The sequence below is a fragment of the Methylobacterium sp. WSM2598 genome (assembly GCF_000379105.1).
In the GTDB taxonomy this organism is placed as follows: domain Bacteria; phylum Pseudomonadota; class Alphaproteobacteria; order Rhizobiales; family Beijerinckiaceae; genus Methylobacterium.
The window spans coordinates 6,856,788-6,878,024 of record NZ_KB900609.1 but is presented as its reverse complement, the minus strand read 5'-3'; the positions used below and the strand labels follow the sequence as shown (position 1 = coordinate 6,878,024).

At 72.9% G+C, this 21,237-nt stretch carries 19 protein-coding genes and 2 pseudogenes; 14 read left to right on the top strand and 7 right to left on the bottom strand.

The window, feature by feature from the left end; translation table 11 throughout:
• The 4 genes and pseudogenes from MET2598_RS37790 to MET2598_RS0132040 form a co-directional block, all read right to left on the bottom strand.
• Nucleotides 1-1,171 (bottom strand): annotated as a pseudogene (locus tag MET2598_RS37790) (RHS repeat-associated core domain-containing protein); the annotation flags it as partial.
• A gap of 391 nt (nt 1,172-1,562) precedes the next feature.
• Nucleotides 1,563-2,480, bottom strand: a complete 918-nt coding sequence (locus MET2598_RS41780) for a hypothetical protein (RefSeq protein WP_157182309.1) — start codon at nt 2,478-2,480, stop codon at nt 1,563-1,565.
• Nucleotides 2,481-3,517: 1,037 nt separating this feature from the next.
• Nucleotides 3,518-4,180 (bottom strand): hypothetical protein, encoded by a 663-nt coding sequence (locus MET2598_RS0132050; protein ID WP_018263621.1) that lies wholly within the window; start codon nt 4,178-4,180, stop codon nt 3,518-3,520.
• A 250-nt stretch (nt 4,181-4,430) separates the two neighbouring features.
• Nucleotides 4,431-4,841 (bottom strand): hypothetical protein, encoded by a 411-nt coding sequence (locus MET2598_RS0132040; protein ID WP_018263619.1) that lies wholly within the window; start codon nt 4,839-4,841, stop codon nt 4,431-4,433.
• A 68-nt stretch (nt 4,842-4,909) separates the two neighbouring features.
• Between MET2598_RS0132040 and MET2598_RS37785 the strand changes: the two genes are divergently transcribed.
• On the top strand, nt 4,910-5,827 hold the full coding sequence (locus tag MET2598_RS37785) for a radical SAM protein (RefSeq protein ID WP_236728855.1): 918 nt from the start codon (nt 4,910-4,912) through the stop codon (nt 5,825-5,827).
• Between the two features lie 251 nt (nt 5,828-6,078).
• Entirely contained in the window at nt 6,079-7,128 is a 1,050-nt protein-coding gene (selD, locus tag MET2598_RS0132030; RefSeq protein WP_012335770.1) for a selenide, water dikinase SelD, read from the top strand.
• A 189-nt stretch (nt 7,129-7,317) separates the two neighbouring features.
• Here selD and MET2598_RS0132025 read toward each other — a convergent pair whose 3' ends face one another.
• Nucleotides 7,318-9,459 (bottom strand): globin-coupled sensor protein, encoded by a 2,142-nt coding sequence (locus MET2598_RS0132025; RefSeq protein ID WP_018263617.1) that lies wholly within the window; start codon nt 9,457-9,459, stop codon nt 7,318-7,320.
• A 363-nt stretch (nt 9,460-9,822) separates the two neighbouring features.
• Here MET2598_RS0132025 and MET2598_RS0132015 point away from each other — a divergent pair, with 363 nt between their 5' ends.
• The 10 genes from MET2598_RS0132015 (at nt 9,823) to MET2598_RS41775 (ending at nt 18,566) form a co-directional block, all read left to right on the top strand.
• Nucleotides 9,823-10,353 (top strand): helix-turn-helix domain-containing protein, encoded by a 531-nt coding sequence (locus MET2598_RS0132015; RefSeq protein ID WP_018263615.1) that lies wholly within the window; start codon nt 9,823-9,825, stop codon nt 10,351-10,353.
• Between the two features lie 98 nt (nt 10,354-10,451).
• Entirely contained in the window at nt 10,452-10,676 is a 225-nt protein-coding gene (locus MET2598_RS0132010) for a hypothetical protein (RefSeq protein WP_018263614.1), read from the top strand.
• 294 nt (nt 10,677-10,970) lie between these two features.
• A complete protein-coding gene (locus MET2598_RS0132005; RefSeq protein ID WP_026191047.1) occupies nt 10,971-11,381 on the top strand; it encodes a metal-sulfur cluster assembly factor in 411 nt (136 codons plus the stop codon).
• A 162-nt stretch (nt 11,382-11,543) separates the two neighbouring features.
• Nucleotides 11,544-12,689 (top strand): hypothetical protein, encoded by a 1,146-nt coding sequence (locus tag MET2598_RS0132000; RefSeq protein ID WP_018263612.1) that lies wholly within the window; start codon nt 11,544-11,546, stop codon nt 12,687-12,689.
• A 288-nt stretch (nt 12,690-12,977) separates the two neighbouring features.
• On the top strand, nt 12,978-13,820 hold the full coding sequence (locus MET2598_RS0131995) for an AraC family transcriptional regulator (protein WP_012335776.1): 843 nt from the start codon (nt 12,978-12,980) through the stop codon (nt 13,818-13,820).
• A 313-nt stretch (nt 13,821-14,133) separates the two neighbouring features.
• Complete coding sequence (locus MET2598_RS0131990) at nt 14,134-15,042, top strand: DMT family transporter (protein WP_018263610.1); 909 nt, start codon at nt 14,134-14,136, stop codon at nt 15,040-15,042.
• Nucleotide 15,043: 1 nt separating this feature from the next.
• On the top strand, nt 15,044-16,297 hold the full coding sequence (locus tag MET2598_RS0131985) for an argininosuccinate synthase-related protein (RefSeq protein ID WP_018263609.1): 1,254 nt from the start codon (nt 15,044-15,046) through the stop codon (nt 16,295-16,297).
• A gap of 229 nt (nt 16,298-16,526) precedes the next feature.
• Nucleotides 16,527-17,285 (top strand): 2OG-Fe dioxygenase family protein, encoded by a 759-nt coding sequence (locus MET2598_RS0131980; RefSeq protein ID WP_012335779.1) that lies wholly within the window; start codon nt 16,527-16,529, stop codon nt 17,283-17,285.
• A 241-nt stretch (nt 17,286-17,526) separates the two neighbouring features.
• Nucleotides 17,527-17,832 carry a hypothetical protein gene (locus MET2598_RS0131975; RefSeq protein WP_012335780.1) on the top strand — a complete coding sequence of 102 codons (306 nt, stop codon included), beginning with the start codon at nt 17,527-17,529 and terminating at the stop codon, nt 17,830-17,832.
• Nucleotides 17,833-18,155: 323 nt separating this feature from the next.
• Nucleotides 18,156-18,566 carry a hypothetical protein gene (locus tag MET2598_RS41775; protein WP_157182308.1) on the top strand — a complete coding sequence of 137 codons (411 nt, stop codon included), beginning with the start codon at nt 18,156-18,158 and terminating at the stop codon, nt 18,564-18,566.
• 147 nt (nt 18,567-18,713) lie between these two features.
• Here the strand turns inward: MET2598_RS41775 and MET2598_RS43180 are convergent.
• Nucleotides 18,714-18,875: pseudogene (locus tag MET2598_RS43180) on the bottom strand (pyridoxine 5'-phosphate oxidase C-terminal domain-containing protein); the annotation flags it as partial.
• Nucleotides 18,876-19,065: 190 nt separating this feature from the next.
• Between MET2598_RS43180 and MET2598_RS0131960 the strand changes: the two are divergent.
• Entirely contained in the window at nt 19,066-19,869 is an 804-nt protein-coding gene (locus tag MET2598_RS0131960) for a helix-turn-helix domain-containing protein (RefSeq protein ID WP_012335782.1), read from the top strand.
• 82 nt (nt 19,870-19,951) lie between these two features.
• Here MET2598_RS0131960 and MET2598_RS0131955 read toward each other — a convergent pair whose 3' ends face one another.
• Complete coding sequence (locus tag MET2598_RS0131955) at nt 19,952-20,224, bottom strand: hypothetical protein (RefSeq protein ID WP_150108753.1); 273 nt, start codon at nt 20,222-20,224, stop codon at nt 19,952-19,954.
• A 171-nt stretch (nt 20,225-20,395) separates the two neighbouring features.
• On the opposite strand from MET2598_RS0131955, the gene MET2598_RS0131950 reads away from it, so the two are divergent.
• Complete coding sequence (locus MET2598_RS0131950; protein ID WP_018263605.1) at nt 20,396-21,211, top strand: universal stress protein; 816 nt, start codon at nt 20,396-20,398, stop codon at nt 21,209-21,211.
• The last annotated feature ends 26 nt before the right edge of the window (nt 21,212-21,237 follow it).

The following is a 21,237-nucleotide window of genomic DNA, read 5'->3' as shown; positions in this document are numbered from 1 at the left end:
CAGTCCCGACGTAGCCGACCGGCATATCCGACAGGGTGAGGCCGACGGTGGCCTCCTTGATGTTGGTGCCGCACATCCCGCAATTCGGGCTCGGCGCGCTGGCCAGGGGATCCCCGGCATCGCCCGGGACGACGCCGTTCGTCGGTCCCTTGCCCCAGACCTGACCGGCTTCGGCGGGGGCGACCTCCCTCCAATCCTGGCCGGCGGTCTTCGCCGCGCCGTCGGGCACCAGGAAGTACCCGCTGGCCTCGGCATCCACGGCGCCGGTCGTGAGCCACAGCTCCTGCCCGCCCAGGACGGGATCGTGCAGGTGGAAGCGGCCGTTCTCCGCCGCCACGATGGCCGCGAAGTGCCCGGCCCTGAAGTGCATCACGGAGGGCACCGGGACCGGCTGGCCCGGCTCGCGCCGCACGAGCCGATGCGGGGCCCCCGCCTTGCTCGCCAGCGCCGAGACCTCCGCCAGACTCGTGCCGTTCGGGCCGACCCGGAGCCAGCGCAGCGCCTCCGCCTCCGCCGGGCTGCCCCCACGCGCGACGAGGAGGCTTCGCAGGGCGAGGGGCCCGCAATTGAACAGGTGGCGCGGATCCTTGGTGACGAGATCCAGGGTCTCGCGGGCGACCTGGATCTTCTCCGTCGCCGGGCCGGTGACGGGCCTCGCCCCGATCTCCGCGAACAGGGCCGCCAGGGCGTCGCTGTCCCCGAGGGAGGCGAGGAGGAGCGCCAGTTCCCCGACGGCGCGGTCCACGAGCGCCCGCGCCTCCGGATCCTGCGCCGCGCGTCCGAGCCGCCAGGCCGCGCGCCAAGCCGTCCCGGCCCGCGTCACGTAGCCGTAATGGCGATAGGTCAGGCCGACATTGAGCCAGAGCGCGGGCGCCCAGCCGCTGTCCGGGTGCGCATCCAGGAAGGCTTCGAGGGCCGCGAGGTCGTCCACCTGGGCCCGCGCGCGAAAGCGTGCCAGCGCGGCCGCGAGGTCCTGGTCCTCGGCGGCGGTCGTCGGTCGCGTCCGGACCAGCGGCTCGGCCAGCTGGACGATTGCAAGGCGGAATGCATCGGCCCCCTCAGCCTCGGTCCTCGCGGCCACGACGCGCGTCGATGCGATCCCGACGATCAGCCAAGCCGCCAGAAGAGCAATCCACTTTCGCCCGGTCCCCACGCTTCCAAGTACGCTCATGGCTGCCTCCCGCGATTGCGCACTCTTCGGCTCCCCTACGGAAGCCATTGAAAGCAGCCCCATTTCCCAGTACCCCAGGTGGCCGTCACGGGGGCGCCGCCAACAGTATTGATCTGACTGACACGATTTCCGTTCTCATCGTACAAGTAGGATATGCATACGTTATTGTCGTAGAGGGACGTCGCGAGCCTGTAATTAAGATCGTAAGTGTACAATATCTCTTTCGCGTTTGTATTCTGGATTGGAAGCAATATTAGTAGTGAAGCGCACCAAAGGGACGAATATATATCACCGCAAATATTTTTCCATCGTAATAACATTTTACATCTTCCATTCTCACGGGGGCGCGGAATTGCCTCGTTACGACGAAATCGTATGATGGTGTGATATGCTATTGGGCGGCCCTGCTGGATGCGGGGTCGTCTGGGGCATCCCAGTAGGTCACAACTCCGCCGAGTGTGGAGCCGGGTTGCCACAGGTCCGTCTGATTGAAATCAGTCAGTCCGCCCAGTCCGACCCACTTCAAATTCCCATTCAGGAATGCGGTGACCGACTCAGAATAAGTATTAATCCAATTCTGCCCATCCCAGGATATTGCAAATTTGATGCTAGATCCATCGTTGCTCACGCGAGCCCATTGGGGCCCATCGGGCGCGGCGAAGGTGTAAACGTTCGAGTTAAAATTTGTATTGGAATTAAGCCTTTTGACAATGATCGCCCCAGATTCGGGGACTTGACCGAGCATCCTACCTGATGTGTCTTTGACCCATACTCCGAACGACGGCCAGTTTGCAGTGGAATGCATGTATTTGTAGCGAAGAGTGATTGTCCAGGGAGCCGTTGCCGGGATCGGCCTGTAGACTCCGCGATAAGTTTGCATCGAGGAGGAAGCCGGCACTGAATAGACTAATCCGACGCTTGGAACGTTGGTGATGGTTGGTGGTGATGCTCCTGCCCCGTCGATGTACGTGAAACTCGCTGCAGTCGGTGGCGAGTACGGGCCGAATTCCCGAAGAACCGCAACGCCGCCGGCTGATGATATGGTGACGCTACCGGGTCCGCTGCTTACAATGATGCCACTGCCGGCTGTGATGGATGCGGCTTTGGGTGGATTGTTGGATGAGCCGATAATAAGCTGGCCGTTCGCGAGCGGAGGAACGCCGGCAAACCCACCATTGCTATCCTTGTACTGTATTGAGTTCTGGGTTCCCCCTGGCGCGCCGTTAATGCAATTGGCGAGAGCATTGAGATTCGCCATCAGTTGTGATGCATCGGCCGGCTGACCGTTGGAGATCTGATAGGGGAGCACGCATAGGGCAGCGGCCTGTGCAGTCCATGTAAGAAAAATCAGCGCCGAGCCAAAACATGACTTGGATGTCTGGATGAGGTCAATCCCCCGGCGCTCCGCAAATCTGGCGTATATCGTCGGATGATGGAACCATTATTTCCTTGAGTAAGCAAGCCGCGATGCGGGGGAAAGACTCGGCGGCCCGCACGATCGCGAACAGCGGCCGCGCTCGGGCTCGGCATCGTCTGCATCGGCGATCGCTCTTCAGTGAATAAATACCTCGTACATCGAATACAAATACATCACGCACAATTTTTGCCGCCGCACGCGACAGGACCTGAACCGGCTCGTCTGCGATGGTGCATGTACCACTGCGATCGCTTCTCGGATCTGCGGCTATGCGGGGGCAGGGCGCGATGGCGCACCTGATGAGGTGAAAACCAGATCGGTCTTGAAGATTATCGAAGTGATCTCGATCGTATCACGGTCTTGCCGAGGCGCGCTTCGCTGTCGAGGACCTTTCACGTCATCTCCGCTGCCGCGCACAACGCCCTGCGCGGCTTCCCGCCGTCGATCCGTTCCGTGCAAGAGGGATCAGCACCTCATCATCCAACGCAGGACGATGCCTTCACCCCCGCGGCGCCGAACCTGTGATCGGCCGGGTGAATCCTCATGCGCGTCGAGGCGAGCCGCCACCGTGACGCCGCGGGGACGACGCTGCACGCCGCTGATCGACGTCCCGACCGGCGGCGCGCGCCGGGCGGCGCCCCGCCGCAACCGTGCATCCGGGCCGGGACCGCCGCCCGGCCCTTCCGGACGCGCACCCTCGCCGGCAATCCTCGCCCCCTTCTTCGGACCCAACCGCGAGGGTCCGATCGTCTCGCGGCAGGCCGCCGCATGGCCGGGGCGGCGCGCGGCCGAGTAGGGGGGCGCATGCCCGAACTCATCGTGATGCTCTCCGCCGCCGCCGGCGCGCTCGCCGTCGTCGCCGCCATGCACCCGCGCGTCGAGCGCCTCTGGATCCGCCGCGTGCGCTGACCGGCGCGGCGGTCCCGCCCTCAGGTCGCGGCGCGCACGAAGGCGCCCGCCGCGCCGTTCGTCATCTGCGGCGGGTATTCGCGCCGCAGGCCGGCATCGAGCCCCAGGCTGCGCCCGGCCCCCGCGACGCTGAACAGCCCCATCAGCCCGGCCAGGACCACGTAGGTCCAGGGCCATTCCTGCGGGTGCTGGTAGAGGCCAAGCCAGAGCTGGGCCAGGAAGACCACGCCGAGCGCGCCCGCCGCCCGCACCCCGATCCCGAGCATCAGCGAGACCGCGAAGCCGAGCTCCGTCGCCAGCACCGCGGCGTTCAGCACGTAGAAATTCGGCACCGGCAGAAGAAGCTGCGCCACGAGGTCGCGATGCGCCTGGAAGGCGGCGTACTTCACCTCCTGCTCGGTCCAGTAGTGAAGCCCGTTCTCGGTGGTGAGGAGCGGCAGCTTCCAGAACGCGGCCTGGAACCACATGGCGCCGATGGCGGTGCGCAGGAGCCAGGTGACGAGGTCCCGCCCCGTGCGCTGCGCCGGGTCGAGGATCCACTCGCGCGCCGCCACCAGCAGGCTGCCGAGCAGCAGCAGGGCGAAGAGCCCGACCAGGATCCAGCGCCAGGGCCCGAGGGCGGCCTGGTCGCCTTGCTGGCCGGTCAGGAACAGCCACGTGTCGAGGAAGGGATCGGTGCGCATGGGTCTCGTCCTTGGCTCCAGGAGATGTTTTGGGGCGCGAGGTTTTGGGGCGCGGGGTCTTCGGGTCGCGGGGTCGTCGGGGCCGGGCCGCTCCGGCGCGGCCTCGTCCGGCGGGCGGACCGGCGCCGGCAGGCGGGTCGGCCGCGCGCGAGGGCGTCGAGCGCCCTCGTCATCGGGCAGGCGGCCAGGATCAGCCCCCCGGCGGCGTCGCAGCGCGGCTCCGAGATCGCCGCCTCGTGAAGCCGCCGAATCACGCCGGCTGCACCGGCCCGGTGGTGAAGGCCGTGACCGCTGCCGGGTCGCTCCTCACCGGCATCGAGCGCGCCGGCGCGCCGAGGCCGGCCTCCCGAGGGGCGGCCGCCCGGCCGAAGCGCGCGACGAGCCGGCTCTCGTCCGGGTCGGGGATGCCGGTGAGGACGAAGGGCGGCGCGTCGCCCGGCCGCGCCCGCGCGGGCCTGCCGGCGAGGCCCGCCCCCAGCCCGACCAGAACCGCCCGCCTGCCCGCCGTCCCGCTCATCCGCCGCCCCCGCTCGACGCGGATCCTCCCGCCCATGGTAGCCGAGGCCGGACGCGACGCCACCGCGCGGCGGGCGGTGACGCGCCGCCGGCCGGCGGGGCACGGGATCGTGATCGCGCCGGGCCGGCCGCGGGCGGGCGTCACCGCGGGCCCCCTCCGCGCGAAGACGGGAGCGTGTAGGCTCGCCGGGGCGGGCGCCGGAGGAGCGAGGCATGCGGGAGAGGGACGGCACGGCGGCGGGGCCCGCGGCCCCCTCCGGTCCGGGGGCGGGATTCGCCCTTGGGCTCGGCCTCACCAGCGAGTGCAACCTCGCCTGCGCGTTCTGCTACCGGGATCCGGACCGCGCCGACCGGCTCGACCTCGCGCAGGTGCGGGCGGTGCTGGCGCGGCTGCCGGTGCGCTCGGTCAATCTCGGCACCGGCGAGAACGGGATGCATCCGGATTTCCCGGCCTTCCTGGCCCTCCTCCGCGAGGCGCCGGTCAAGCTCACCATCACGTCGAACGGCCACTCGATCGCGCGCCTCGACGATGCGGACCTGCGGGCCTTCGCGGAGGTCGAGTTCTCGATCGACTACCCGACCCGGGCCGAGCAGGACGCGCAGCGCGGCGCCGGCAACTGGGACCTCGTGATGGACCAGGCCGCGCGCTGCCGCCGCCTCGGGCTCGGCGTGACCTTCATCGCCGTGATGATGCGCACGAATTACCACCGCCTCGCGGAGATCGCCGCGCTCGCCGCCCGGTTCGACGCGCCCCTGCGGGTCAACGTCTACCAGGCGGTGCGCAGCGACGCCTTCGCGCTGAGCTACGAGGCGTACTGGGACGGGTTCGCCCGGCTCCTCGCCGAGACCGACGCGATCGCGATCGGCGAACCCCTGGTGCGGGCCATGGCGGGCCTTCCGCCCCGGCGCGGCGGCTGCGGGGCCGGCACCGTGCGGGTGACGCCCCGGGCCGGGTGCTGCCCTGCGTCTACTGGGGCGGGGCCGGGCAGGACCTCGCCGCCCTCCTCGACGTCGGCCCGGCCATCGTCGAGACCGAGCCCTTCGCGGCGGCGCGGGCGCTGCCCTCGCCCTGCCGCGGCTGCGCCCACGCGGCGACCTGCCGCGGCGGCTGCGCCGGGCGCCGCCGGCTGAGCGGGAACCTCGACGCCGTCGATCCCTACTGCCCGGTCGCGCGGGGCGAGGAGCGCCGCCTCGCCGTCCGCTTCGCGGCCGCCCGCGACCTGCCGAAGCTCGAGAGCGCCTGCACCACCATCGTCCGGGCGCGGGCCTGATCCGGGATCCGCTCGATCGAGGCGGATCCCGGATCACGAGCCCGCGCGGCGCCTGAGCGAAGCCGACATCCGCAATGAGCGCCGGCCGCGCGAGATCCCACAGGAGGAGCCATGAGTGCCGAACCCGTCCGCCTCACCAGCCTCGCCCACGGGGGCGGCTGCGGCTGCAAGCTCGATCCGGCGATCCTGCGGGGCCTGCTCGCCGGGCAGCCGGCCGGCGGCCCCTTCGCGCGGCTCCTCGTCGGCCACGAGACCTCGGACGACGCCGCCGTCTGGGCCCTCGACGACGGCACCTGCCTGATCGCCACCACGGATTTCTTCACCCCGATGGTGGACGATCCGCGCGATTTCGGCCGCATCGCCGCCGCGAACGCGATCTCGGACGTCTACGCGATGGGGGGGCGGCCGCTCCTCGCCCTCGCGATCCTGGGCATGCCGGTGGGCCGGGTCGCACCCGAGACCGTGGCGGCCATCCTGGCGGGCGGGGCGAGCCTCTGCGCCGAGGCCGGCATCCCGGTCGCGGGCGGGCACTCGATCGACACGCCCGAGCCGATCTACGGCCTCGCCGTGATCGGCAGCTGCCGCCGCGAGGCGGTGCGTCGCAACCGGGACGCGCGCCCGGGCGACCGGCTCATCCTCACGAAGGCGCTCGGCGTTGGCGTCTACGCGGCGGCGATCAAGCGGGGATCCCTCGGAGAGGCGGGCTACGCCGAGTTCGTCGCCACCACGACGCTCCTCAACCGGGTGGGGGCGGAGCTCGCGGCCGATCCCGCCGTCCACGCCATGACCGACGTGACCGGCTTCGGCCTCGTCGGCCACGGGCTCGAACTGGCCCGCGGGGCAGGCGTCCGGGTGGTGATCGAGGCGGAGGCGGTGCCGCTCCTCGCGCGGGCCGCGGCGCTGGCCCGGGACGGCTTCGTCACCGGGGCCTCGCACCGCAACTGGGGCGCCTTCGGGGCCGAGGTCGCGCTGCCGGACGGATTCCCGGAGTGGCGCCGCCACCTCCTCACCGACCCGCAGACCTCCGGGGGGCTGCTGGTCGCCTGCGCGGCCGGGCCGGCCGAGGCGATCCGCGACCGGATCCGCGCCGCCGGCTACCCCGCCGCGGCGATCGTCGGCCGCGTCGAGGCGGGGCCGGCGGGGTTGCGCGTCGAGGCCTGAGCGGCGTGCAGGAAGCGGCCCACCTCCGCGCTCGGGCTCTCGGATCGGTGCGCCGGTCGGAGGCGGCGGCGAGACCCTGGGCCGCCCCGCCTCCTGCGCAGCCCGCGCCGCGCGCATCCCGGGATGGGCGGCGCGGCCCTCGCGACCGCTCGGCGCCGGGCCGGGTCGGCGTCGTCCCCGGGAACCGGATCACTCCAGGGTGAGACCCATGCGCAGGGCGCCCCAGTGGCGGTTGGCGACCGTGAGCGGGGTGGAGAGGTCCATCATCAGGACCGTCCGGCCGCCCCCGAGCGCGCGCGGATAGGTCTGGGCCAGAAAATCGCGCAGGTTGCGCGCCGCGCTCAGGCCCGTGCGGTCGTCGAAGAGGCGCCGGTTGCGGCAGTTGGCCTCGTTCCAGACCGGGTCGGGCCCCTGGGGCAGCGAGTACGTCGTGTTGTGCACCGGCAGCCAGCCGTTGCGGTCGACCGCGGCGCAGAACACCACGGAGGGATCGGCGGTGAGCAGCGGTTCCTGGAACGGGGGGAGGACGCGGTCGAGGAAAGCGAGCGCCCGCGTGCGGAACTGCTTGGGGGCGCTGCCCGGGATCAGCGCGTAATCCTCGTCGAAGAGCTGCGCCAGCGTGACCGCGCCGCCCGCGAGGCTCTCGGCGAAACAGGCCTGGATCCCGTCCGCGGCGCCGCGCAGGGCGGCCTTGAGGCTCTGCTGGCTGACGAGGATCGCGGCGATCCGCTCGCGCAGCCGGTCCATCGCCTCGGGCTCGCTCGGCCGGATCTTGAGGCGGGTGCCGAGCGGCTGCTCGCCCGCGACCTCGACGGCGAAGCGGCCGATCCCCGCGAGGTCGAGCGTGCCCTCACGGCCCGCCTCCGTCGCGAAGGGCGGCGCGTCGATCAGGAAGCCGCCCTCCGAGACCTCGATCGTGCGCAGGGAGGCCCTGCCCTCGGGGGCCTCGAAGCTGGCCGGCCAGCGGGCCGGGACGCGCGGCGCCCTGCGGTTGTCGGTCGCGCTGAAGGCCCGGACCGTCACCACGAGCCGCCGCTCGAGCTGGTCGAACAGGGCGATGATGCGCGCGGCGGCCTCGTCGACGCGGCCGGCGACCCCGAGGGCGGCCTCGACGCCCGTGGCGATGGTCTGCACGCTCTCGGTCAGTTCGGCGCCGCTGCCCGCCACGGTCTGGGCGCTGCCGGTCATCTCCTGCAGCGCCCTGATCTGGCCCTCGGCGTTGGCGGCGACGCAGGAGGCGACCTGGTCGATCGCCGTGACCGAGCCGGTCACGGCGGCGACGGCCTCGACCGCCGCCGAGGTCGCGCCCACCACGTCCTCGACCTGCCGGGCGATCTCCTTGGTGGCCTCCGCGGTGCGCCGGGAGAGCTCCTTGACCTCGGCGGCGACGACCGCGAAGCCGCGGCCGGCCTCGCCGGCCCGGGCCGCCTCGATCGTGGCGTTCAGGGCCAGCAGGTTCGTCTGGTGGGCGACCCCGTCGATCAGCTGCACCACCTCGGCGATGCGGCCCGAACTGTCCTTCAGGCGCGAGATGATGCGCGAGGCATCCTCCGCCTTGCGCACCGCCTCGCGCACCAGGGTCGAGGTGTCGCCGGCCTGCCGGCCGACCTCGCGGCTCGACGCGACCATCTCCTCGCTGGCCGAGGCGACCTGCTGGATCCCCTGGGACGTGGCCACGGCGTTGCGGTCGACGACCGCGTTGCCGCCCTCCACCGCCTCGATCGCGCGGCGCATCTGGGCGACGGTCTCGCTCAGGCGCTCGGATTCGGAGCTGATCGCCCGGTTGGCGAGGCGCATCTCGGTCTCGACCGAGCCCGCCAGCGCCGCGGCCTCCCGCTCGCGGAACTCGGCCTCGGTGCCGGACTGATGGGCCGAGAGGGCGATCTCCATGTCGATGAAGACGGCCCGCACGAGCGCCTGGGCCCGCCGGGTCCTGCGGTCCCGGCGGCCGATCACCCGCTCCAGGAATCGCTCGGCCAGGAACGCGTAGGCGGCGATGGAGTGCCGCGGTTCGAGGCCGCGGCGGACGTGGGCGGCGCCGATCCGCGCGCCGCGTGCGCGCAGATCCGCGTCGATCCGCCCGGAGAGCAGGTGCAGCCAATGCGCCTTCTGGGCCGCCTTGAGCCGGTCCACCCCCGAACTCTGCCCGAGGATCCGGCTCAACGCCGGATCGCGCGCCACCGCGCTGTAGAAGGTGCCGAGCACCTCGTCGATCCCGGACTCGACCAGCCGGCGCAGCTCGGGCAAGACGGCCTGCTGTTCGGGAGGAAATGAGTTGAGCTGGTCGGCAAGTTCGGCCTCGCATGGCGTCTCGGCGCGCCGCATCAGCATCGGATCGTCTCCGTCATTCTGCCTTCGCGCCGCGCGGCGGAAGTCCCAAGATGGGTGTATGTTCCTGACGTGATTCCTACAGGCGCCTCGGAAATTAATTTGCGATGAAAGTACCCCTGAGTTTGACTTGATTTACTGATGAGTTCAGCGCGTTTAAGCGATAAGGACTAGTCCAACCTGCGGCGATGCGCGGGCGTGATTAGGCCCATCCCGCCGATCCGCGGGCGAGCCTGGTCCGGATCGGAGCGCGCCGGCATCTTGATGCAGATCATGGCGAGCGCCGCGACCGGCCTCACACCATGCGCGGAGGTGCCGCCGCGCCGTCTCGCGACCGCGTCCGGGGCGCAGCCACGAGGGAATTCCATGGCGTCGCATCCATCCCGACCCGCGCTCGGCCCGGAGGCTCCCCGCGACCTCGCGTCGGCGGCCGAGCGCTACGGCCTGTCGGAGATCGCCCGGCGCCTGGGCGTCTCGCGCGCGACGGTCGGGCAATGGGCCGTCGGCCGGTCGCGGCCGAGCCGCCGGAACCTCGGCCTCCTGCGCTCGCTCGCGCGCCGACCGGGCGAGGACGGCCCCGGCGCCGCCGGGCCGTCCGGTCCGGGCCTTGCCCGGCAGGTGGAGGAGATCGCCCGGCTCGACCGCAGCATCGACCGCGTGCGGCGCTGCTGCGCGCTGATGGGGACGATCGCCTCTCGGGCCATCGACGCGGACGAGACCCGGGAGCGCGCCTCGGAGACTCACCGCCAGCTGGAGGACGACCTGCGGCGGCTCGCCCGCCGGCGCCGGATCCTCGTCCAGGACCTGCGGCGCCCCCCGCCGCCGACGGACGGGCCTGAGCGCGGCCCGCCCCGCGCCCTGCCGGGTCTGCCGGCGCCGCGGCACGGGGCGCGTTGATCTGCAGCAAGGATCCTTCGCGCCCGCTGCCCGACCTCAGGTCAGCATCCGCCGGCGGCGTGGCCCCCGGCGGGCGCGGGAACGGGGCGAGGGAAGCCATGAACCAGCCTGACAACCGGCGCGCCCCCGGCGGGGTCCGCCTCGCGGCGCGCGGGATCCCGGGCGCGCGGCCGCGCGGGCCGGTTCCGCACCGTGCCGTGGCCGCGCAGCGGCTCCGCGTCGACCTGCCGGACACGACGCACGTCGTCGCGATCCTGCTCGCCGTCGGGGCGCTGACCGCGCTCTTCTACGCCCTCGCCGTGCAGATGCGCCTCGCCATGTGATCCGGTCCGCCGCCGCCGACCCGCAGGGCGCGCCCGTCGGTCCCGGCTCGTCCTCGCGGGCGCCGTCCGCGGGGGCGGCGACCGTGGCGCGCGGCGAGTGCCGAGCCACGAGGCACGGGCCGGCCCTTCTGCGCTGCGAGCGCGGCGCCTGAGCGACGCCGACATCCGCATGGCGCAGCCATCAACCGGATATCGGATGAGGCGCCCGGGCCGGGGCGGCGTTTGATCCGGATCAAGGTTCCGGCGAGGCCGGCCCACATCCTGCCGGCGATCACGCGGGGAAGGGGGGTCACGATGGTATCCTGGTGGAGGGGCCGCGCGGTCCGGCGCCCGGCCGAGGAGGAATCCGGCGGGGCCGCGACCGGGGGCCGAGCGCCCCTCGACCCCGAACTGCTCGACTGCCTGTCGGGCGTGCCCGATCCCGAACTGGGCGTCAGCATCGTGCATCTCGGCCTCGTCTACCGGGCCGTGCGGGGGCCCGCCCGGATCGAGGTCGACCTCACGCTGACGACGCGGACCTGCCCGCTCGGCGCCCTGATCGTCGACGCCGCCCGGGAGCATCTCCGGCGCCGCTTCAACGACTGCCCCGACCTCCTGGTCCGGCTGGTCTGGAGCCCGGTCTGGACCCCCGAGCGCATCACCGAGCAGGGCTTGGCGCTGCTCGAGCGCGGGCCCCCGTCCCGGCGCGGACCCGGCTGGAATTGACCGGCGCGCCGCCGAGGCTTGATCGGGATCAAGGTGGACCGGGGGCGCGGCGGACAGGCTGACCCGGCGCGGCGGGCCCCGCCGCGCCGCCCCGACAGGTCCGGAGGACACCACCATGCCGCAGGCCCACCCTCCCGCGCCGCGCCCCGGGAGCGGCCGGGCATGAGCGCGGCGCATCCGCGCGGGGAGCCGGCCGGCCCCGCCCCGGCGGGGGGCCCTGATCCCCGGCGGGCGATTCGGCTGCCCATCCTGGCCACGGCCGCGGCGGCGCTGCTCGCCGGGCTCTGGGCGGGGCTGTGGCGGCTCGGCCTCGACCTGCCGCGGGGCTCATCCCTCGCCGCGCTGCACGGACCGCTCCTGATCTGCGGCCTCTTCGGCACCCTGGTCGGGCTGGAGCGGGCCGTCGCGCTCGGCCGGGCCTGGACCTTCGCGGCGCCCTGGCTCTCCGCGGCCGGGACCGTCGCGCTCCTCGCCGGGGCGCCGCAGGCGGCGGGGGGCTTTGCCTACGCGGCGGCGGCCCTCGTGCTGACCGCCGCGTCGCTCCTGGCGGTCGGGCTGCAGCCGGCCGCCTTCACCGCCACGCTCGCGGCGGGGGCGGCCGCCTGGCTCGCCGGTTGCCTGCTCTGGGCCCGGGGCGCGGCCGTGCCCGACCTCGCGGGCTGGTGGCTCGCCTTCCTGGTCCTCACCATCGCGGGCGAGCGCCTGGAACTCAGCCGGCTCCTGCCGCGCCGGCGCGGCAGCCTGCCGGCCTACCTCCTGGCCGTGGCGCTCGTCGCCGCCGGCGCCCTCCGGGGCCTCGCCGGTCCGGGCGCGGCGCTGCTCGGGGCCGGCCTCCTCGGGCTCACGGCCTGGCTCGCGCGCCACGACGTCGCCGGGCGCGGCATCCGGGGCCGGGGGCAGGTCCGCTTCATGGCCGCCTGCATGCTCGCCGGCTACGCCTGGCTCGGGACCGCGGGCTTGGTCCTCGTCGCGCTGCCTCCCGGCGAGGCCGCCTTCGGGTACGACATGGCGCTGCACGCGGTGCTGATCGGCTTCGTGCTCTCGATGGTGTTCGGGCACGCGCTGGTCATCCTGCCGGCCGTCGCGCGGGTGCGGCTCCGCTTCAGCCCCCTCCTGTACGGGCCGCTGGCGCTCCTGCACGGCGCGGTGGCGCTGCGGCTCGGGGCGGATCTCGCCGGGTGGGAGCCCGGCCGCCGCGGCAGCGGGCTCGCCAGCGCGGCGGCGCTCCTCGCCTTCGCGCTCGCCCTCGCGGTCGCGGCGGGCCAGGCCCGGGACGGCGCCGCCGCGCAGGACGCTGCCGCCCCCTGACCGCTCGCGCCGCGGCGCGAGGCGGTCCCCGCCGGGCGGAGCGCACGATCGTTCAAGTGCGGACGGCCTCGCCGCGCCGCCGGTGGACAGCCCCGGGATGTCTTGACCTCGGGAACCGCGCCGTGCGTCCGTGTTGATCACCTCCTGGGACCGGGCAGGATGCCGAGCGGGCTGCGCCGCCCGCGCGCGACGACCCGGGCTCGCGGAGGATCGAACCGAGAGATACAATTTTAGATTGAACAAGGGGACAAAATCAACCGAAGCCGCGCCGCGCCACCAGAGGGGCCGATGATCGATCTCACATCCAGGAACGAGCCGGCGAAGGATCGGGTGTCGATCCGCCGTCCTCCCAATCATCGGGGGCTGGAAACACTCGCCGCGCACTACGTGCGTCAATCCTTCAAGCCGCATGCCCACGACGAGTTCGTGATCGGGATCATCGAGGTCGGCGCGCACGCGGTCTGGTGCCGCGGGGAGCAGCATCGCGTCGGCGGCGGCACCGTCGTGACCATGCATCCCGGCGAGGTCCATCACGGCGGCGCCGCGGTCGCCGAGGGCTGGGTCCAGCGCATGCTCTACGTCAGCGAGGACCTGATGAGCCAGCTGATCCGCGAGGCCACCGACCGCCCGCGGGTCAAGCCCGACTTCAAGACCACCTTCCATCTGCGGCCCGATCTCGCGACCTGCTTCAGCCATTTCCACCAAGTGCTGCACTTCTCGACCCTGACCCTGGCGCGCGACGTCGCGCTCGACGCGATCATCCGCCTGCTCGTCGAGATCATCTGCCCGACCTTCAACGCGGAGGGCGGGGCGCGGCCGCCGGACGGCCGGATCGCCAGCGCCGTGGAGTTCCTGGAGGCGCATGCCTGCGACAACGTCACGATCGACGACCTCTGCGCGGTCTCGGGCCTGCGGCGCCGGCAGACGATCGAGGCGTTCAAGCGCTGCACCGGCCTTCCGCCCCACGCCTACCACGTCGTCCTCAAGGTGAAGGCGGTGAAGGCCATGCTGCGCGCCGGCCTCTCGGCCGCGGAGGCCGCCGCGCAGGCGGGATTCGCGGATCAGAGCCACATGACGCGCCACTTCGTGTCGATCGTCGGGATGACGCCGGGCGCCTACGCCCAGGGCTGATCCGGGATCCGCTTGATCGAAGCGGCTCCCGGATCACGAGCCTGCGCGGCGCCTGAGCGCGGCGCCTGAGCGAAGCCGACATCCGCATGGCCGAAATCGGAGATGGCGAAGCCGTCAACCGGATGTCGGATGAGCCCGCGCGGCGCCTGAGCGAAGCCGACATCCGCATGGCGAAGCCATGAACCGGATGTCGGATGAGGGCGCGCTTTCGTTCTATCGCGCGCCTCGCGCCCCCTCCTACGGTTTGGGCGGGCGGACCGGTCCAGCGGCCCGCCCGACCGAGCGGGAAGGCGGGCCAGTGGAAGCCGGGCAATTGCAAGCGACGGGGCGGGCGGTACGGCCGATCCTCATTCCCACCCCCGCCCTCTGGGCCGACCTGGCGGTGCTCGGCATCGCCCTGGTCTGGGGGGCGAGCTACCCGATCGCCAAGGACGCCCTGCGGGAAGCGCCCGTCCTGGTGCTGATCTTCTACCGGTTCCTGGTGACCGCGGTCGTGATGGCGGCCGTGGCCCGACGGGACCTCGCCCGGGCACCGGTTCCGGACCTCGCCCGGGGGGCGCTCCTCGGCGGCATCCTGTTCCTGATCTTCCTCGCGGAGACCGCCGGGGTCGCCCGGACGAGCGCCACCAACACGGCGGTGATCATCTCGCTCTGCACCGTGTTCACCCCCCTGCTCGATTACGGGCTGGCGGGGTGCCGGCCGCCGGCCCTGGTGCTCCTCGGCGCGGCGCTCGCCTGCGCGGGGGTGGGCCTCCTCGCGGGCGGGGTCTCGGCGCTGAGCGCCGGGGACCTTCTCGTCCTGGTGGCGGCGGGCCTGCGCGCCGTCATGGTCGTCGCCACCAAGCGGCTGATGGCCGGCCGCTGCCTGACCGCGGCGGCGCTGACCGCGACCCAGGCGGCCAGCGTCTGCCTGCTCGCGCTCGTCCTCCTCCTCGACCCCTCGGATCCCGCCGCGCTCGTCGTGCGGGCCGACGGGCGGTTCTGGGCGGCGGTCGGTTTCCTGTCGCTCTTCTGCACGATCGCCGCCTTCTACGTCCAGAACGCCGCCCTGCGCCGGACCAGCCCGACCCGGGTCGGCTTCCTGATGGGCACCGAGCCCCTGTTCGGCTTCGCGCTCGCCCACATCCTCCTCGCCGAGCCGCTCTCTCCGCTCAGCGTCCTCGGCGCGGGCCTCACCCTGACCGGTACCTTCGTCGGCCTCGCCGCCGAGAGCAGGAGCTAAGATGAACTTCATCTCCCCCCTGGTGCGCAGTTCCGTCCGCGTGATCCGGAGCTTCGACCACCTGACCGGCGGGCCGACGCGCACCGCCCCGGTCGTGACGATGTTCAGCGGCGGCCTCGACAGCTCCTACCTGCTCCACCGCCTGCGCGGGCTGGGCTTCGCGCATGTCCACGCGGTGGCGGTGGATGTCGGCGCGCCGCTCGACGAGCCGGCCCTGCGGCGCGCGGCGTCCCTGTTCGGGGCCGAGTTCGTCCGCCTCGACGGTCGCGGCCACTTCGTGGAGGGCCATGTCCGCCCCGCGATCCGCGCCCACGCGAAGTATCTCGGCATCTACCCGCTGAGCAGCTCGCTCAGCCGCCCGGCCATCGCCGAACTCGTCGCCCGCTACGCCCGGCGGGTCGGCGCCGACCTGATCCTGCACACCGCCAACCTGTCGCAGAACAGCCTGCCGCGCCTCAACAACAGCCTCGCGCGGCTCGGCTTCCCGGGACAGTACGGCAGCCCCTACGAGCAATCGGCCATCTCCCGGCAGCAGAAGGCGGCGGAACTGGCCGAGGCCGGGCTCGGCGCGATGGCCGAGCGCGCGCTGAGCGGGGACGAGAACCTCTGGTGCCGGGAATTCGAATCCGGCCCGCTCGACGATCCGGAGGATTTCCGGATTCCCGAGGAGGCGTTTCACTGGACCCGCGGGCGCCCGGCGCCCGGCGAGGGCGCGGCATCGGGCGCCGGGCCCGTCGCACTCGCCCCGGAGGAGATCGCCCTGACCTTCGAGCGGGGCGACCTCGTGGCGCTCGACGGCCGGCCGATCGCCCTCATCGACGCGATCGCCGAGCTCAATCAGCGCGTGGGCCGGTTCGGCCACGGCCGCTACGTCGGCCTGGAGCACCTGAGCGGCGGCGAGAAGGTGCTGGAGGTCCGCGAGGCCCCGGCCGCCGCGATCCTGATGGACGCCCTGCGCCACCTGGAGACGGCCTGCGTCGAGACCCGCGCGATCGTGGTCAAGCAGCGGCTCGAGCAGGATTGGGTGCAGGAGGCGGTCAGCGGCCGCTGGGGCAGCACGCTCCACGCGATGTGCGGCGAGGCGATCCGCCAAGCCCTCGCGAGCGTCTCCGGGACGGTCACCTACCGGATCGACGCGGAGCGCTTCCTGCCGCGCGCGATCGTGGCGGACGCGCCCCTCTACATCCGGGACAGGGATCTCTGGGAGAGCCGGGAGGCCGGGCGGGCCTGCCTCGGCATCCCGCGGGCGGCCTGAGCGGGGTCGGCCAGCGCGGGCGCCGATGCCGCGGCGGAATCTGCGGCCCATCGAACAGCCGTGCGGACGACGCGTCGCCCGCCCGGGCCGGGCCCGCCCCGGGGCGGGTCCAAATCGCGGATTTCAAGCCTCGGATTTCAAGTCTCCGATCGTCTCGTGGTCCCGACGGCGAAGGGGCGACCGCTTCGCCGGACGGGCTCGCGCGCAAACCTCACAGGAGGGGAACCAGATGAGTGTGGCGGTGAAATTCCCCGGGATCGCCCGGGACGGCTACCGGGACGACCTCGTCGAGAACCTGAGCGACCACGGATGGTGGTTCTCGCGCGGCGAGCACACGGTGAAGGGGTTCGGGCTCGACCTCGGGCCGGCCTGGGAGGCCTTCGCCGACGAGTGGAACCATCTCCTGCGCGACGAGCACATGCGGGACGGCGGCACCTACCGCTACCGCCGCTACAGCGCCTTCGAGTACGACGACCTCCGCCGCTCCCTGCGGCAGCTTCCCCATCAGCCCTACGAGCAATCGGCCGCCGTCAACCGGCTGAACGGCGGGTTCAAGCGCCATTTCGAGCCGCTGCGCGACAGTTTCGTCGGCAACCGCAACTTCTCGCGCATCGTGACCACCTTCGGCGAGATCTTCTCCCGCGCGGCCGGGCACGCGCGCTGGAACGTCAAGCTGCACCCCTACCGGATCGTGGCGCGGGACGGCGCGCGCGGCGAGCCCGCCCCGGAGGGGCTGCACAAGGACGGCGTCGACTTCATCGTCTCCTACATGATCCGGCGGGTGAACGTGGTGGGCGGCATCAGCACGATCACCGACGACGACCGGAGCCTGATCGGCGACGTCGAACTCGGCCACCCGCACGACTTCGTCGTCGGCAACGACCGGGTGACCTACCACGGGGTGTCCTCCGTCCACGTCGAGGACCCGCGCAAGGCTTTCGCGTTCCGGGACGTGCTGGTGATCGCCTTCGAGAGGATCGGGGCCTGAGCCCGGACAGCAAGCCCGCTTCGCGCCCCGACGGGACGATTGCCGGTCCGCCGGGGCGATGCGGCAGGGGCCGGGGCGGGATTCGATCGCCAGGATCGGATCCCGCCCCGGCCCGCGACCACGATGCAGGACCAAGACCCAGAGCGGGAGCGCGGAGGGCATTCCGCCCGGGTCGGGGCCGGGGCGAGCCCCCGCCCGCCCGGGACCCCGGCCGCTTCCCCACCACTCGCAAGGGCTCGCGATGAGCAGACACACCGACGTTTCGCGCCCGACCATCGACGATGTCGCGGATCTGCTGCCGCCGCTCGTCAGTGCGATCGGCCAGCTCGTGGACCAGCTCGACCTCCTGGTCTCGATCACCTGCGGCGCGAGCAACATCCCGGAGGAATCGGCCAACCTGATGTCCGATATCGGGCACACGATGACGACCCACGCCCACACGCTGATGCGCGCGAGCATCGAGCGCCGGCGGAACGGCCCGGGGCGCGTCGCGCTCCCGGGGCCGGATTCGGCTGGCCCGCTCGCCGCGCATCTGCGCGAGAGGTGATCCGGCGGTCGCGGAGGCGGCACGCGGCGCCGTCGACGGGCGGCCTTCGGCGCGCCGGACAGATGCTGCGCGCGGCCGGCGCGCGGCTCCGGGCGCCGCAGCGCGGCGTGCCCGGCGCCTCGCCGGCCCTGATCCGGGATCCGGTCGATCACAGCGGCTCGCGGATCACGCGCCCGCGCGGCGCTCGAGCGACGCCCGAATCCGCCATCCCGAAGGGATCACGCGGATGTGGTCTGATCCGGGATCCGCGTGATCGCAGCGGATCCCGGATCACGCGCCTGCGCGGCGCCTGAGCGCGGCGCCTGAGCGAAGCCGACATCCGCATGGCCGACATCGAAGATGGCGAAGCCATCAACCGGATGTCGGATGCCAAGCCCGCGCGGCGCCTGAGCGAAGCCGACATCCGCATGGCCGACATCGGAGATGGCGAAGCCATCAACCGGATGTCGGATGAGCCCGCGCGGCGCCTGAGCGACGCCGACATCCGCATGGCCGACATCGGAGATGGCGAAGCCATCAACCGGATGGCGGATGACGCGTCAGGATCCCCGACCGGATCCGGGCCGCGCACCCGCCGGTCTCGGCTCCTGCCCGCGGGTGCGGGTGATCGGGCGGGATGGTCGTCGGGGCCGCGACGGTGGCGCGGCGGCGTCGGCCCGCGCCCGAGAGCTCCCTCGCCGCGCCCGAGAGGCGTCCGAGGGGTTCCGGGCCGCCCGGGGACCCTCAGGGGCTGAGCCCCGGCCCCCTTCAGGGGCAGAGCCCCGGCCCCTCAGGGGCAGAGCCCCGGCCCCTCAGGGGCAGAGCCCCGGCCCCTCAGGGGCAGAGCCCCGGCCCCCTTCAGGGGCAGAGCCCCGGCCCCTCAGGGGCAGAGCCCCGGCCCCTCAGGGGCAGAGCAGGGTCCGGTCCCGGTCCTCGCCCTCGCGGGTGAAGCGGACGCGGTCGTGCAGCCGGAAGGCGCCGTCCTGCCGGAACTCGATCGCCGTGGGGGCGAGGCGGAACCCGGTCCAGTGCGGCGGCCGGGGCACCGGCCCGTCCGCGTGCCGGGCCGCGGGATCGAGTCCCGCGGGCCGGCGGCCCGAGGGGAGGGCCGGCCGCAACCCCGGCGCGGGGGTGGGGCAGGGCCGGCGCGCAGCCTTGATGCAGGTCAACGAGCGGCTGCGCGTCGATCAACTATCATGCCGACGCAGCGTTCGCTCCGACGCGCGGGCGCGGGGGTTCGGTTCGGGCGGAGAGATGCGCGAAGAGGTTCTGCAAGGGGAATTGTCGCCGTTCCGGGGCGTGTCGGCCGCCTGCCTCGACGCCCTGCTGCGGCATTCCGTCGAGCACCGCGTCGGGCCCGGCACGGTGCTGTTCGACCAGGGCGAGGTCCCGAACTTCCAGTACGTCCTGACGGCCGGGTCCGTTCACCTGTTCGGCCGGTCCGTGGAGGAGCGCGAGGTCCTGATCGAGGTCGTCTGCGCCCCCGACCTCGTGATCCCGGCCGCCGTGATGACCGCCTCGCCCTTCCTGATGCAGGCGCGCGTGCCGGAGCCCTCGCGCTTCCTGCTGATCCACGCCGAGGTGTTCCGGGAGGCGGTGGCGACGGATGCGGGCCTCGCGCAGGCGGTGATCGCGACGCTGTCGCGGCAGTTCCGCCGGATGGTGCGCCAGACCAAGAACCTGAAGCTCCGCTCCTCGACGCAGCGGGTCGGCTGCTACCTGCTGGCGCTGTCGGAGCGGCAGGGAACGCCGGCGCGGGCGCTCCTGCCCTACGAGAAGCACGTGATCGCCTCGGAACTCGGCATGACGCGGGAATCCTTCTCGCGGGCCCTGGCGAGCCTGGAGCGGGACGGGATCCGGGTCGACGGCCAAGTCATCGCGATCCTGGACCGGGGCCGGCTCGTCGGGGCGGCTTTGCCCGACCCGCTGATCGACCCCGGCCTCGCCGAGGAGACGGCGCGCGCGGGGACGGGCCCCGCGCCGCCCCCGGCCGAGGCGGCCGCTGCCCGGGCCGCCCCGCCGCGCCGGACGCGGGATCCGCGCCGCCCCCGCGACTGATGAGACATCCGACGGATCGCTTCGCCATCTCCCATTTCGGCCATGCGGATGCCGGCGTCGCTCAAGCCCGCGCGGGACGCGCTCAGGCGCCGCGGGGATCGGCGGGCAGGTCCGCGCCGGTCCGGGCCAGGGTCCCCCGCCGCCCCAGCGCGAGGCTGACGAGGCCCGAACAGGCCAGCAGGAGGGCCACGGTCATCAGGCCGAGCCAGCCGAGGGCGCGCCCGATCTCGCCCTTGGCGAGCACGAGCGCGACCAGCACCGGCAGGAAGGCGAGGGTCAGCAGCACGGTCATGGCTTCCTCCTGAACGCTCCCCTCGTCGTCCCGCGCGCCCGCCTCCTCCTTGCGCTGGGTCAATGACGGCGCGGCGGGCGCCCGATGAGCCGCGCCCCGCCGCGGGCCGGGCCGCCGCATCGGGGCGGAGACCGGGGTCCTTGCGGTGGATCAAGGCTGCGTCCCGCCCGCCCCAACACGATGGGCCTCAAACGGGCTCAATCGGGTCGGCGAGAGCGGCCTCGGGAGACGATCATGTCCTACGCAAGCATCGTGGTGTCCCTCGACACAGGTCCGGAGACGGGCGACCGGGTCCGTCTCGCGGCCGACCTCGCCCGCCGGTTCGAGGCGACCCTGACGGGCGTCGCCGCGCGGCGCGTGCCCGCACCGGCCGCGGTCAACGACTTCCGGGACGCGGAGGCGATCTTCGCCAGGGAGGAGGCGCGCCTGCGCGAGGAACTGGCGCAGGTCCGGGCCGCCTTCGAGCGCGAGGCCGGCGAGGGCGTGCCGACGGCGTGGTGCTCCGCGGCCGCGCACGCGCTGGCGGTCCTCGTCCAGCAGGCCCGGTCCGCCGACCTCGTGGTGGTCGGGCGCCCGGGATCCGGGGATGCCGATCCGGGCGAGATGGGCGTCGAGCCCGGGCCGGTCCTGATGGAGGCCGGGCGGCCGGTCCTGGTCGTCCCGCCCGGGATCGACCGGCTGCGGGCGGCGCGCGTCGTGGTCGCCTGGAAGGACCGGCCCGAGGCGCGCCGCGCGGTCTCGGGCGCGCTGCCCTTCATCACGGCGGCCGACCAGGTCTTCGTCGCCACGGCCGGGGCGGAGGCCCGGTTCGAGGGGGCCGAGGACGTGGCCGGGCACCTCGCCCGCCACGGCGCCCACGTCACGGCGCATTTCCTGACCTGCCACGCCAGGAGCGCCGCGGACGAGATCCTGCGCTTCGCCGAGCGGCAGGACGCCGACCTCGTCGTCATGGGAGCCTACGGCCACAGCCGGCTGCGGGAATGGATGTTCGGAGGCGCCACCCACGACGCGCTGCGGACGGCGCCCCTCTGCCTGCTGATGAGCCACTGAGCCGGCCGAGGCCCCCTCCGAGGCCC

Excerpts from the sequence above, each read along its gene's own strand:
- MET2598_RS0132050 (WP_018263621.1), bottom strand. The coding sequence starts at position 4,180 with ATGCGCACCGATCCCTTCCTCGACACGTGGCTGTTCCTGACCGGCCAG.
- MET2598_RS37785 (WP_236728855.1), top strand. The coding sequence starts at position 4,910 with ATGCGGGAGAGGGACGGCACGGCGGCGGGGCCCGCGGCCCCCTCCGGT.
- selD (WP_012335770.1), top strand. The coding sequence starts at position 6,079 with ATGAGTGCCGAACCCGTCCGCCTCACCAGCCTCGCCCACGGGGGCGGC.
- MET2598_RS0132025 (WP_018263617.1), bottom strand. The coding sequence starts at position 9,459 with ATGCTGATGCGGCGCGCCGAGACGCCATGCGAGGCCGAACTTGCCGAC.
- MET2598_RS0132015 (WP_018263615.1), top strand. The coding sequence starts at position 9,823 with ATGGCGTCGCATCCATCCCGACCCGCGCTCGGCCCGGAGGCTCCCCGC.
- MET2598_RS0132010 (WP_018263614.1), top strand. The coding sequence starts at position 10,452 with ATGAACCAGCCTGACAACCGGCGCGCCCCCGGCGGGGTCCGCCTCGCG.
- MET2598_RS0132005 (WP_026191047.1), top strand. The coding sequence starts at position 10,971 with ATGGTATCCTGGTGGAGGGGCCGCGCGGTCCGGCGCCCGGCCGAGGAG.
- MET2598_RS0132000 (WP_018263612.1), top strand. The coding sequence starts at position 11,544 with ATGAGCGCGGCGCATCCGCGCGGGGAGCCGGCCGGCCCCGCCCCGGCG.
- MET2598_RS0131995 (WP_012335776.1), top strand. The coding sequence starts at position 12,978 with ATGATCGATCTCACATCCAGGAACGAGCCGGCGAAGGATCGGGTGTCG.
- MET2598_RS0131985 (WP_018263609.1), top strand. The coding sequence starts at position 15,044 with ATGAACTTCATCTCCCCCCTGGTGCGCAGTTCCGTCCGCGTGATCCGG.
- MET2598_RS0131980 (WP_012335779.1), top strand. The coding sequence starts at position 16,527 with ATGAGTGTGGCGGTGAAATTCCCCGGGATCGCCCGGGACGGCTACCGG.
- MET2598_RS0131975 (WP_012335780.1), top strand. The coding sequence starts at position 17,527 with ATGAGCAGACACACCGACGTTTCGCGCCCGACCATCGACGATGTCGCG.
- MET2598_RS41775 (WP_157182308.1), top strand. The coding sequence starts at position 18,156 with ATGGCCGACATCGAAGATGGCGAAGCCATCAACCGGATGTCGGATGCC.
- MET2598_RS0131960 (WP_012335782.1), top strand. The coding sequence starts at position 19,066 with ATGCGCGAAGAGGTTCTGCAAGGGGAATTGTCGCCGTTCCGGGGCGTG.
- MET2598_RS0131950 (WP_018263605.1), top strand. The coding sequence starts at position 20,396 with ATGTCCTACGCAAGCATCGTGGTGTCCCTCGACACAGGTCCGGAGACG.